This is a genomic window from Paenibacillus sp. FSL R7-0198 (genome assembly GCF_038000415.1).
GTDB lineage: Bacteria > Bacillota > Bacilli > Paenibacillales > Paenibacillaceae > Paenibacillus.
Map to the genome: position 1 here is coordinate 924773 of NZ_JBBOCB010000001.1, position 12817 is coordinate 937589.

Here is a 12817-nt window from a genome sequence, read left to right on the forward strand (position 1 = left end):
CTAACCTTATTACGCACTAACATAGTTCATTTTTCATACGAAAATTTTCCTATATTCGCATATTCATAATAGTAAAAACCTCTTCCACATGTTAATAGGAAAGAGGTTAACTATAAAACCACAGGTTGTGAAAAATCAAAATATTAGCTTGAGTATCCACTCTCGATCATAATCAACGTCCCAATTTTGAAACCACTCGCAAAAGCCTCTTTTGAATGTATAGAGTGAACTTGATCCATCTTATCAAACAATACCTCGAGTTGTTTAAAGTCTTCCTCCGAAAGCCTTTTCTGGAATTTATCGATATAAGCGGTAATCTCCTTATTAATCGATCGATACTCTGCGTCTTTAGGAACAATGTTCTCCTCTGGTCTCAGGTTACCGTAATATAATTGTTCTAATATACTTCCCACATCACAGCCCCCCTTTCTCTTATACATGTCTGGTACTCTTCTCCTGACAATTATATAAGATTGACAGACAATGCTGGGGATTTATGCGATATTCGCATGGGTTTCTTATCGCTTACATCGAAAATCGTATTTTACATGCTTGCTGTAACATAATAATGTAGCGCTTGTTGAGCCCTACCTCGGGAGTATGCTACGATATGGACACCTATTTCCACAACATCGTATAACAAATCAACCGCACAGAAAGGACACTATGAATCCTTCATCACTGTCATCCAAATTAGAACAGATCATTCCACCGCTGGATCTGCGAAGCTGCCTCGTCAGCGTACGCGGTGAGATTATGTACGAACACTACCGCAACCAAGTGGCTGCGACAGATATTGCAAAAATCAATTCATGTACCAAGAGTGTGCTATCCACACTCAACTGTATAGCGATGGATAAAGGTTTGTTGCCAGAGGCATCAACCCCAATCTCCACCTTTTTCCCACAGTTGACATCCGATCCTGACCCTCGTAAACCAGCGATCACACTGGAACAACTGCTTACCATGACAGCCGGATTCAACTGGGATGAGTTCGGGGGGCAGAATTCATTTCCTCGCATGACCCGCACCGATCATTGGGTGGATTTTGCGTTGGAACAGCGCTTAAGTCATGAACCGGGTACATACATGGAATACAATTCAGGAGTATCACAGATTCTATCCGCCATCCTGATGCAAAATGCAGGAATGAACGTAGCCGAGTTCGCAGAACATTATCTTTTTGCTCCGCTGGGAATTAAGGATTATGAATGGGAAAGTGACCCTCAAGGTGTACATACTGGCGGATTCGGTCTTAAGATGTTACCCGTAGATCTGCTGAAATTCGGTCAGCTGTTTCTACAGCAAGGTATGTGGGAGGGTAAGTCTCTCATTTCAAGTGATCTCGTATCCCGTTCGACGCAGCCTTTCATTACAGTCACTCCACCGAATCACGGCAGTTATGCCTGGCATTGGTGGGTGGATGTCTATCCGAATGAAAGATCTGCCGCCGAAGATATTGCTTCTGAAGACGACCAACCCAATCTCCATTATTACTACGCAAGAGGGTTTGGTGGGCAGTATGTATACATTGTCCCAGAGCTGGAACTTGTTACGGTGTTAACCAATGACAAACGAAAGAAAGAGAAACCTCCGCTGGATGTTTTCCCGCGATTAATCGCCCCTGAGCTATGGAAAATGTTATAAACACGGGCAGTCCTGCTATCCTGTTCGACCAATGAACCCCCAACCTTATGTAGGCATTAACCAGCCTATAGGCTGGGGTTTATTCGTCATGCCAAAGCTTCTTCGATGGCAATCGTTAATGGATACGGACCAGACTCCTGATTAGAGACTACAACCAGTTGCAGATCATAGTCCGGATAAACGGAAGACATGAACGACACCCCTGGATCAAACCCCATGACATGAAATTTGAAAATGTCTTCCTCTTTGCGGTCAATCCAGATACCCTGCCCATAGTACTCTTCATTCTCTTGATGAGCATGTGGAGTTAATAACTGCTGTGTCGTCTCTTCTTTCAACAATTGGTGACCCAGCAAAGCATCCCAGAATCGAATCATATCAGGTGCCGTAACATAGGCCCCGCCATCTGATCCACCTTTGACAGGAATGGAGAACATATTGGTGTTCCAAGAGCCGTCTTCATGATCGATATAGCCTAAAGCTGTGTTGCGCGGAAGCTGATCTGTTACGAAATAACCGGAGTCCTTCATGCCACACCGTTTGAAAATGTGCTCTTCCACATAATCTGTAAACGACTGTCCTGAATGTTGTTCCACGATAAGCCCCAGCACAATGAAACCCGCATTGTTGTAGTGAAAACGTTCACCCGGAGCAGACTTCATCGGCAGATACTGAAACATGGGCAGAAAGTCACTTAATCGCCTCATTGCGTAAACCGGTCTGTCTTTCCACAATTCTGAAAAGTCTTCCATCACTTCTTCATCAAAATAATCTGGGATACCTGACGTGTGTGTTAACAACTGATGGATGGTGATTTCTTCGTCCCATAGTGGAAAATCCACATCCAACACATCGTTCAGCTTGGAATCAGCAGATAACTTGCCCGCTTCTATGAGTTGGCATATACTCACTGCCGTGAAGATTTTACATCCTGATGCAATTCCGAAGCGTGTATCCACCTGATTGGCAAGCTCTTCACTGCGATTCGCATAACCACGTTTCATATTCAAAAGGGTTTTCCCGGCTTGCTGAAGTAATACAACACCCGAAAAATTCACACGTTCCATGACTTCTTCTACTTTTGTTGTCAGCTCTAATACATTCAACATTTTGTTGTTCACCTACTTGTCTATGTATTCATTACATTCTCATTCTTAATTCTTCGTCATCTCCTGCATACCTGCCAAATTTGCATAAAAAGAAGGATTACTCCCTTATAAAAGGAAATAACCCTTCTTCATACAACGTAAGATTAAGTTGGACAAAGTGTGCTCAAATGCTGTTCAATCACTCGTTTTGCTGTAAGTCTATCTGGCTGCATTAACATATGAATGGCGAGTCCATCCACAAGAGCATATAACTTCTCGATCTCCATCTCGGCATCCAGATCAGGATGTGTCATACCTTGCTTCTGCAATTCCTGTATTACCCACTGAACAGACCGATACATCCCTTGATGCATCTGATCACTTAACTTTTTTAATTCCGGATACACCAATAATTTGGCTGTAAACGTAAACCAGACCTCCATTTCCATGATTCTGTCTTCGTCCAACGGGAGAAATTGCAAGAGCAGATTCTTCATATCCTGCAGCACAGATCCACTCATCTGTAACGCCTCCACCCTTTTCTGTACCCGTTCTGCAAAAAGATTCATGCAAAAGGTGAACAATTCGGCCTGTGTGGCAAAATAATGCCGCATGGACCCTACAGATAGTCCCGCTTCCTTCGCTATATTCCGAACTGTAGCATGCTCTAATCCGTGCACTTGAATGACCCGAATTGCTGCATCAGCAACGATTTTCCTTTGAGCTTCATGATCTACGATTTTTGGCATGACAACATTATACACCAAACTTCTCTTTTAGTAATACACTGTGCTATAATACTTTTTAATACATTGTACTAAATAAAAAACAGCTGTAGGAGAGGAATTCATAAGATCATGCATACAACTATCCCCGCCTCAAAACGTAAGAAATTCAGCGTTCTCACCTTCATAGTAAGGATATTCTGCACAATGCTACTCCTGTTCGTTGCAGCATTTCTTTACGAGTGGTTTGCTTCGGCTCAGGCCAAAAAGAATTTTCCACCTCCGGGTACGTTAGTTCAAGTCAACGGTTACCAACTACACATTCATAAACAAGGCAATGGTTCGCCAACCATACTTATGGAGGCTGGAAGTGGTGAGACCAGTTTGTCGTGGAGAGACATTCCTGCGGAACTAGCCCAACATGCAACCGTGGTCACGTATGATCGCGCAGGATATGCCTGGAGTGAATCTGCACCTACAGAACGTAAAGGTGCAAATATCGTCAACGATTTACATGCAGCTCTGGAGAAAGAGAATATCCGCGGCCCTTACGTTATAGTAGGTCATTCCCTTGGGGGTATGTATGCCAGACTCTTCGCACAGACGTATACAAGTGAGGTTCAGAGCCTTGTGCTCATTGATGCGAGACCTGAGGATGATGAACGGAATACAAAGGCTTTGTTGGAACAGGCTCAGTTTCAGGGAAACCCACCTGCCTCTTTGTTATCTTTACTAAAGGTATCTGGAGCTTTCAGATTATTTCCAGACTTTATGCTTGATGGTCTGGTTGCCAAGCAAGATCGGGATACTTTTGTTAATGTGATTGCTACCCCCTCCTATTTTCACGCCAAAGAAGAAGAAGCCCTCCACGCTCATTCAACAGAAGATGCCATTCGTGGCCAACGTCTTGGATCAATCCCTGTACGTATCATTGCACGCGGACGTCCTCAAGACTATGCTAGTGCAGGGATTCCGGTTGAAATTGGGCAGAAGCTCGAATCCATATGGCAATCGGGACAGCGTAACATGTTGAATATATCGAAGGAAAGTCAGCTCATTGTGGCCACCCGCAGTGGTCATATGATTATTCACGATGAACCTGAACTGGTTGTAAAAACAATCCTTGAGTTAATCTCTGATAAGTAGAGATATTTTTCTTCAGAACATCCTGCGCTCAATCCAATGTTAAAGGGCTGTTCCAATAGCCATGGGTATGACTTGGAACAGCCCTTTAAGCAATATACATTAAGATTAGATCTAATGAGTTCGGCCTTAAGAAAACATGAGTTAGCGTAACGCTTGCAGGTCCGACTCGGGACTTCCTGCACTCTTCTTCATTTCACGAGGAGTCCTCGTATTGATCAGATAATACAAGGTGGCATAGATTGTAGTGATAAACGTGCCAAAAAACAGGCAAAACGCCAGAGACGGGCGGCTTACACTTTCGTGCATCAGCTCAATCAACGTCTCACGATTCGTCAGTGCATCCCAGCTATTCAGTCGATATACACGCCCAAGCAATACTCCATAACTTCCCAAAGCACAGCCAGCCAGCACAAAGATCCAGGATGCCCAGCGTCCAATTCGGTGATAGATCACTTCCTGAAGCTGATACATCGACAGGAAGCCAAGCAAGAGTCCAGTCCAGACAAACATCAATACAACACTTAAGTCGTACCAATACGTGTAGTCGACCCCATTACCACCATAATACCGGGAACTTCTTGCTGTCAGATGAACCAAATCCGTAACAATATAAGAAGAGTTCGGGAAAAATAACAACCACAGCAGCCCACTTGCGACTGCAAGCCATGCGGCACCTTTCCATTTCACATCACTTAGAAGATAGGCTGCATAAGAGAACACAAAAGGAATCCAGCCCAAGAACAGATTCCAGATCAGGAAGCGGAAATAACGCTGATCCAGCCAATCTGCGGCTACATAGTACAAACCAAGCGTTACTATTGTGACCACACTAAGGAAAATAAATATGCGAATATAATTCAGTTTTCTCAATGATTCTGACCTCACTTGATAAAATTCAATTAATTTTGAAAATATCGGATAATTTCTTCCTTATTCTTTTCCACGCGCAAATTCAATCCACGTTTATCCTTTAATCCATACTGCTGTAATTCATGACCTGGATCAAGCACCAACGGTTTTGTCGCCACATCAACCAGCAAGTCCATCGTCAATTGATAGGTTTCCCGTATCTTGTCCATTGGCAGAGAGCATTCATACCGTTTAATCAGCTCAATCAGACGTTCAGCATACACAAGACGAACCATACTGTCCGCACTCTTCAATTGTCTCGATGCAAATGCTGTTATTGCCATAATAATACTGGGTTCTGTCCGATGTTTGGCAATCAACGCAAGTTCATCCACCGCATCCCAATTCATGATAGACAGCTCGGAACTTAATTGTTGAATTCGCTCTCCTATCCATTGTTCTTCTAACTCTTGGGGTACATCCCAGCGCTTATAGTCGGCATATACACCTTCCCGATGCATCTGTATAGCGCTCCCGTAATGTTTGACGAACAAATCTTTTGCTACACTCCAATCGGTCTCCTCCATCTTAACCACCACCATACCTGTTCCTATTTGTGCGTATACTCCTAACATATTACATAAACTTACTACTCTCCAAGCATACTATAGAAGTTGAACTATACAATTGCACGAGAACGCAGAGGACAGAAAGAACCTGAAGAAGTGAAGCGTTCGCTAAAAGCTTTCTACAAGAAAGCTTCTTCGGAAGCATAAGCTTATCACCGGATTTTCACCTTTGTAAAATCGAATTAAAAATCTGGGGATAACATCGATCGGAAGGTTGTTCTGTCATCGGAGTGGCAAGTGTAAATATAATTTAGTTCAACTTAAATAGAATCATACCATTTACCAAAGGAGAATCAAATTTACAATGAATCCAAATTCCATGAACCCTCAGAATGCAGTACAACCCACATTGAACACCAATCCAAATATCACCCCTAACATGAACCATGGCGGTCATGAGATGTTCGATGTGCATGAGATTCTGTCCTCCACCATTAACGTGCTGGATCAATATATGATCTTTCGTACATTTGTGCAGAGCCAGGAACTGATTGGCATTCTCGACCGGCAGTATAATTTCATATTATCCCAGTACAATCTGACAGCAGAGTGTTTTGCATCCGGACAGAAGCCTCATCAAGAGACAGCAACCTACATGATCCCCAACATCGTACCACCGGTATATGGCCTTAAGCCATCAGCACCGAAAAAGCCAAACCAGAGCTTGGCTGATGTAAAGGATGCCGGGATTAGCGGTCATATGCTGGGACTGATCAAGTCACATGCGAGTCTGCTCGGCATGTCCTGCAGCGAGATCACCAATGGAACGGTTCGCCGAGTCATCGCTTCACAGATCCAGCATTTTATCGAGATGGCCTATGAAATTTTCATGTTCCAGAATAAAAACGCCTATTATCAAGTACCTCAGCTCACTCCAAGTGATACACAACAGATGCTTCAGGCATACATTCCAGCAACCGGAGCACCTCAGATGCCTATCAGCAATAAACCACTTCATTAACTTAGAAAATATAGAGTCCGATTCCCCAGAGAACAGTCTCTTCAACCCATTCGGGTTTTAGGGGCTGTTTTTTGGTTATTTACAATCATTTTCCTACTGAAGACACTTGATTCGCTTACCAGAAACTGGTTTAATCAAAGACAGAACTTACATATTCAACATACGGATCATACATATAAAACACGGTAAAATGCGGTTATAAGAAAATTCAAATGGCTTTTTCTTCATTATGGGGAGGTATACAAATGAGATGGAAGCAACCTGCTAAACTTGGTTTACTGGCTATGGCTCTCGGCTGTACTGCCATTGGCGCAACAATCACACCTTCAACAACACTGGCTGCACCTGTTCCCGCTTCCAAAGCGGTGTATCATCAATTCCAAACCTATCGAACAGAAGCAGTGAAGTCCACAGAAAGTCTGATTAAAGCACGTAAATACCTGATGAATCATATCGACAAAGTCGGTCCTTGGCAGGCAACATTAATGACCCTGCAATTGGAGAACATGCAGAACGTGAAGCTAGCGGACATGGATCACCAAATGTATACGGAACCGTTTCAACAGGCCATATCTCAAGCCCATGAACAACTTGGTTACGAACAGAAGCTTACATATAGTCGTTTACTCAAAGAAATTAAAGATCCGGCAGTGAAGAAACTTCTGCAGGAAGCTTCTGATCTCGGGTTCAAACTGGAAACCAGTGAAGGCTTGTATTATCCCATCATCAATTATGAGATATACCAAAAGTTCAAACCTTTTGTTAAAGCTGATATTGCTGCATACATTAATATCATGGCTACCGAGTCCAATCAGATGACAACTTCAGATGGTGGCATTATCATCTCCTGGAATGATTTAATTCAGCGTATATTGGAGAAAGAAGCCTTTTTGAACAACTTCCCGAATTCCAATCGTACATCAGCAGTGAAGCAGTGGATATCTGTGGATTACCTGTTTTACGGAAGTGACAACACGCCTGCATATGATTGGTACACGGACGACGAAGAAATCCGCACCATAGACCCTGAGGTGAAAAAGGCTTACGAGAAAGCTTTGGCTAAGCGGGAGCCCAATACGGAGAGTGTTATTCTGGACACTATGGAAAAGATTTTGCTGGTCCTCAATCAGAACAATGATGAGCTTACACCTGAAGTCAGAGCAATCATCGAAACTGTTCAACAACAATTTGCCCCGGAGTAATTGGATGCTGAATAACAAAATGTGAATGCAAAAAAAAGCGGCAATCCTCGTGACAGAGGGTGCCGCTTTGAAGTTTACATATCAAGTCCTTACATTTGGATCAAAGAACTGAAGTGTCTATTGATGTAAGTTTGTTCGGATTTACGACGAGATACACGCCCTCAATCCGCTCTCCAGAAGCGTCCAACTCCAAACAGAGTACTTCGGACAATTGCCCTTCTTTCATCAACGCAAGTTGAAGCTCACCATTGATCCACATCGGCACCCATTCTCTTTCACGCAATAGCGTAAGGACTCGCCGTGAGGTCAGGAGTGCAAGCACACCTTTGTGAACGTTCATTGTTCTCATAACTGTATGCACAACGCCACCGCCATCTGCTGTAAATACAGGCTGATCCGCCAGTAACTCCAGCATCGCAGCGACATCATAACGAAGGAAAGCCGTTGTAAAACGGCTGAGCAATTCACCTTTGGCTATCATATCCGTATCACTCTGCTCGATCGGTGGTAGTTTTTCGGGCAGATTTCGTCTGGCACGGCTATAGATTTGACGGCAGTTACTCTCCTTTTTGCCCAGCCAATCCGCTATTTCGGAATAATCATATTGAAATGCTTCACGAAGTACAAAAACAGCCCGTTCCATGGGCGATAGACGCTCCAACATGACCAGATAGGCGTAGGAGATCATCTCTTTCTTCTGCATCGTTTCCTCTGGCATATTCCCCACTTCTCTGTCACCCATCGGCTCTGGCAGCCACTCACCAACATAACTTTCCCGCTGATTACGGGCAGAATTTAGCAGGTTCAAGCTTCGGTTCACAATCAGTTTGGCAATGTAGGACTTCGGATTACGAATATCCTGAGCAGACATGCTCTGAATCCCCGCAAAACAATCCTGCACAATATCTTCAGCTTCTACCACACTGCCCAGCATGCGGTAAGCTATTGAAAATGCATAATTTTTATAACGAATATACAACTCACCAACATCCAGAGAAGACACTTCTGGCTCATTGGCGTGGAGATTGGAATTCATGAGAATGGCCCCCTCTGGCATGGTGCATGTATTTTTAGTTAAAGCAACCCGGATACATTCCTGTTGTAATCGCAATCCGGTTCCAGTTGTTAATCGTGTTAATGGCCAGGATCAGATCCACCAGTTCGGATTCACTGAAATGTTCACGAACCTTATCGTACAACGCAAGGGGTACACCGTGTTCCGAGATTCGGGTCACCGCTTCAGCCAGCTCCAGCATAACACGTTCCTGATCCGTGAAGAAAGATACTTCACGCCACACACTCAGCAATAAAATATGATCCGCATAATCTCCCAGTTTCATCAGATCTTTGGCATGCATATCGAGACAAAAGGCACAGCCATTGATCTGGGACACGCGGATTTTCAATAATTCGTATAACACTTTATCCTCAAATTGCCCGGATATATATTGCTCCATCGCCATCATCGCTTTAAATGCGCCTGGACTCGCTACTCTGTAGTTCGTTCTTAAATTCATTTCTCATTCGCCTCCGTCATTTGGTCTACATACTGAAGACAAATGACAGTCGGAATCTGTGACATTCTTTACGAAAATCTTTTTATGCCTACAAGGATGGCAGCTCATCTAACGAATATTCACACTGAGATTCTGATGGCAGGACAATATCCATGGAGTTAATAATCAATAATGGAAAAACATACTGAAAGGTTGTTCTCTTTTTACAATTAACATCTAACGTAAGAAAAATAAGCGTTTTTCCGTATTCATGTACGGTTTTTGCTGTAGTGTTTGTGTTTTCAACCAAAAGTAGGTTGGATATATTGATACTTTGACCAAAATAGTAGTAACATACGGCTAATTAAGTTAACTTTTCTGACATTAAAAAGAGAATCGTTTATCCATATCAGCAAGGAGTGTTTCCTATGATAACTTCCAACGCAAACCATACAATAACTTCCGAATTGCCTAGAGGGTGTACGTTCACCGCTGAAGACTGGCATGTATTATCCCAATATTGGTATCCGGTAGCCCAAGCAACCGAAGTAACAGACAAACCACTTGCTGCTCAATTACTCGATGTGAAGCTGGTTCTCTATCGCAGTAATGATCAGGTTGTCGTAGCCAAAGATCTTTGTTTTCACCGCGGGGCCCCGCTTAGCAAAGGCTGGGTAGAAAATGGCGAGATTGTCTGCCCTTATCACGGTTTTCGTTATAATTGCGAAGGCAAATGTACCGTAGTTCCTGCGCACCCAAGTTCCAAGATCTCGCCTAAGCTCAAACTTATCGTGTATCCGGCAGTCGAACGTTATGGCTTAATATGGACCACTTTGGCGGGAACAGAAGAACAGATCCCCTCCTTCCCTGGATGGGATGATCCGGATTATATCAATATTCTGCCACCCAACTTTGACATTGCTGGTTCCTCTGGACGACAAATGGAGGGTTTCCTGGATGTATCCCATTTTGCCTATGTGCATACCGAAACGTTTGGTGACCGAAACAACACCGAAGTCCCCCAATACAAAGTGAAACGCAAAGGTAATGAGTTACTGGCCGAGTATTGGAGTACGGTGAGTAACTATGGCAAAGGGCAGGATCTTGTTGCACCTGAAGGTTTCCAATGGCTGCGCGAGTTTCGAGTGTTCCCACCTTTTGCGGCTTCTCTTACGGTACATTTCCCAGGAGACGACAAGCTGAATATTCTGAATTGTGCTTCGCCAATCTCTGCCCGTTATACACGTTTATTCTGTCCAATCACACGCAACTTTGACAAAGACGCTCCGATTGAAGACACAATCAAGTTTAACTTGCAGGTCTTTGAAGAAGACCGTGAGATGGTCGAGTCACAGAAACCGGAGGATCTCCCCCTTGATCTGCATGCCGAGGCCCATATTCCTGCAGACCGTACTTCGATTGCCTATCGTCAGTTATTAACCGAGCTTGGATTGGGACGAAATTACACATCGTAAATTAAATCATATATAAGTTCAACTATTGAATATATTTACACTGGCACTCCGATGGCAGAATAACTTTACGATCGCTGTTATCCCCAGATTTTTTTATTCCAATTTTTGAAAGGGAAAATCCGGTGATAGCGTAGGCTTCCGATGTAGCTTTCTTTTAGAAATCTTTTAGGCCAACGCTCCGCTTCTTCAAGTTATTTCTGCCCTCTCCGTTATCGTGTAAATGTTTAGTTGAACATATATAGGTGTTCTTCTTTAATCTCAGGCAAGTTATCAATGATGCATGGCAGCGCCTAAGAAAGTCTTGAAGTACCATCCTGCGGACTCTGGGGAAAGGTAGACCATTTTCTAAGGAACACAGGACGTCTTATTTAGCCTCTAGATCCTCATTTAAAATTGTAAGGAACTCCAGACATCTTATTTCCCATAATCCCCGATAAAAACACTTCATACGGCTGTTTATTCTGATATAACGTGTCTCAGATTCTTTAGATTTCTGGGCGCGCCTCAAATCCTTGATTAAGACGCCTACGATTCGTTAGCACTCTATGCTCCAGACAAGTTTAAGTATGCATCAGCTTTCAGCAGGTTTGAAGACACCTTTAATCAACAAAAGAAGCGTTCCTTTGTGGACGCTTCTTTTGCTATACCTAATTTAACTGAAATACTTATGTGTACTAGATAAACCTCGCCTCAGGAACGTCATCTTTCCTCTTGATTGTTCGTATTCACAGGAAGCTCTCTATAATACGGACACCCCGGTTCATGAATAATACGCGGATCAACCCAAGTGCCCCAGTACGGAAGCCGGTTCACGTAAGGTTGCATGTTTGGTTGGTTGTTTGGCTGTGTGTTGGGCTGCATGTTTGGCTGTACGTTAGGCATCACATAAGGCTGATGATTCACATTTGGAGCACTGTTAGAGGCAGGAGCAGTTGAAGGCTGGCAATCTGCCGGCGGGCCAATAATCACTGTTTTTTGAATGGGAGCAAGCGCTTCTTGAACTTTTTTCTCATCCAGACAGTACGTATAAGCCAAAAGTTTTGCAGGTGTAAGACGCAAGGTGTCTGAGCCAAATATCGCCTCAGGAATAGGAGCATCAAAGATTGCGAGTAAGTGCGTATGATCAGCAGTAGCCACTTCATAGTGCCACCAGCCTTGAGGAACGTTAGCCACCTGCCCCGGAGTAATCGGGAAATGAAGCAGCTCGTTGGTAAACGGATTAATGAGGGAAACAACTGCCGAACCGCTGATACAGTATACCAACTCGGTAGCATTCTGATGCGTATGTGGTTCAACCACATTGCCCGTGTTGAGGAAAATATCCAGTAAAGAAGTATTGCCTAGTGTGTTTAACTGTTTGATGGAAAGAGAGTTAATATAGTTGTTCTCATCCTTCTTGAATAACGGGTTATTGCTCAAATCGTAAGTAAATTCGGTGGTTGGTAAAGTGTAATCCATGTATGAGGTTGCCAAAATAAAACGCCTGCCCTTCGCTCTCGGTTTAGGTCATAACCTATATGCCAGCTTATGCCCAGCGCCCAGATACGTGAGCCCATTTCCGCCAAGTTATTATCGAACAACAAATAGCCCTGACTCGGA

General features: G+C 43.6%; 13 protein-coding genes. 5 read left to right on the plus strand and 8 right to left on the minus strand.

Annotated features, from left to right (window positions below; translation table 11 throughout):
* Nucleotides 1-143: 143 nt before the first annotated feature.
* The gene (locus tag MKY87_RS03755; RefSeq protein WP_338587430.1) at nt 144-413 is read right to left on the minus strand and encodes a DUF6809 family protein; all 270 of its coding nucleotides are present in this window, start codon (nt 411-413) and stop codon (nt 144-146) included.
* 253 nt (nt 414-666) lie between these two features.
* Between MKY87_RS03755 and MKY87_RS03760 the strand changes: the two genes are divergently transcribed.
* Complete coding sequence (locus tag MKY87_RS03760; protein WP_340962991.1) at nt 667-1647, plus strand: serine hydrolase domain-containing protein; 981 nt, start codon at nt 667-669, stop codon at nt 1645-1647.
* A gap of 86 nt (nt 1648-1733) precedes the next feature.
* Here the strand turns inward: MKY87_RS03760 and MKY87_RS03765 are convergent, their stop codons facing one another.
* Nucleotides 1734-2756: a serine hydrolase domain-containing protein gene (locus tag MKY87_RS03765; RefSeq protein WP_340967372.1), complete on the minus strand. Its 1023-nt coding sequence runs from the start codon at nt 2754-2756 to the stop codon at nt 1734-1736.
* Nucleotides 2757-2899: 143 nt separating this feature from the next.
* A complete protein-coding gene (locus MKY87_RS03770; protein ID WP_340962994.1) occupies nt 2900-3484 on the minus strand; it encodes a TetR/AcrR family transcriptional regulator in 585 nt (194 codons plus the stop codon).
* 183 nt (nt 3485-3667) lie between these two features.
* On the opposite strand from MKY87_RS03770, the gene MKY87_RS03775 reads away from it, so the two are divergent.
* The gene (locus MKY87_RS03775) at nt 3668-4606 is read left to right on the plus strand and encodes an alpha/beta fold hydrolase (RefSeq protein ID WP_340962996.1); all 939 of its coding nucleotides are present in this window, start codon (nt 3668-3670) and stop codon (nt 4604-4606) included.
* A gap of 141 nt (nt 4607-4747) precedes the next feature.
* Here the strand turns inward: MKY87_RS03775 and MKY87_RS03780 are convergent, their stop codons facing one another.
* Entirely contained in the window at nt 4748-5476 is a 729-nt protein-coding gene (locus MKY87_RS03780; RefSeq protein ID WP_340962998.1) for a DUF1361 domain-containing protein, read from the minus strand.
* 29 nt (nt 5477-5505) lie between these two features.
* Entirely contained in the window at nt 5506-6090 is a 585-nt protein-coding gene (locus tag MKY87_RS03785) for a hypothetical protein (RefSeq protein WP_340963000.1), read from the minus strand.
* A gap of 313 nt (nt 6091-6403) precedes the next feature.
* Here MKY87_RS03785 and MKY87_RS03790 point away from each other — a divergent pair, with 313 nt between their 5' ends.
* Together MKY87_RS03790 and MKY87_RS03795 are read left to right on the plus strand one after the other, a co-directional pair.
* A complete protein-coding gene (locus tag MKY87_RS03790; protein WP_445259895.1) occupies nt 6404-7045 on the plus strand; it encodes a spore coat protein in 642 nt (213 codons plus the stop codon).
* 245 nt (nt 7046-7290) lie between these two features.
* The gene (locus MKY87_RS03795; protein ID WP_340963001.1) at nt 7291-8247 is read left to right on the plus strand and encodes a hypothetical protein; all 957 of its coding nucleotides are present in this window, start codon (nt 7291-7293) and stop codon (nt 8245-8247) included.
* 100 nt (nt 8248-8347) lie between these two features.
* On the opposite strand, the gene MKY87_RS03800 is transcribed toward MKY87_RS03795, so the two are convergent.
* Nucleotides 8348-9283, minus strand: a complete 936-nt coding sequence (locus MKY87_RS03800; RefSeq protein WP_340963003.1) for a sigma-70 family RNA polymerase sigma factor — start codon at nt 9281-9283, stop codon at nt 8348-8350.
* 34 nt (nt 9284-9317) lie between these two features.
* Complete coding sequence (locus MKY87_RS03805; RefSeq protein ID WP_340963006.1) at nt 9318-9764, minus strand: carboxymuconolactone decarboxylase family protein; 447 nt, start codon at nt 9762-9764, stop codon at nt 9318-9320.
* A gap of 407 nt (nt 9765-10171) precedes the next feature.
* Here MKY87_RS03805 and MKY87_RS03810 point away from each other — a divergent pair, with 407 nt between their 5' ends.
* Nucleotides 10172-11218 (plus strand): aromatic ring-hydroxylating dioxygenase subunit alpha, encoded by a 1047-nt coding sequence (locus MKY87_RS03810; protein ID WP_340963008.1) that lies wholly within the window; start codon nt 10172-10174, stop codon nt 11216-11218.
* Between the two features lie 699 nt (nt 11219-11917).
* Here MKY87_RS03810 and MKY87_RS03815 read toward each other — a convergent pair.
* Nucleotides 11918-12676, minus strand: coding sequence for a cupin domain-containing protein (locus MKY87_RS03815; RefSeq protein ID WP_340963010.1), 759 nt, complete (start codon nt 12674-12676; stop codon nt 11918-11920).
* Nucleotides 12677-12817 lie beyond the last annotated feature (141 nt).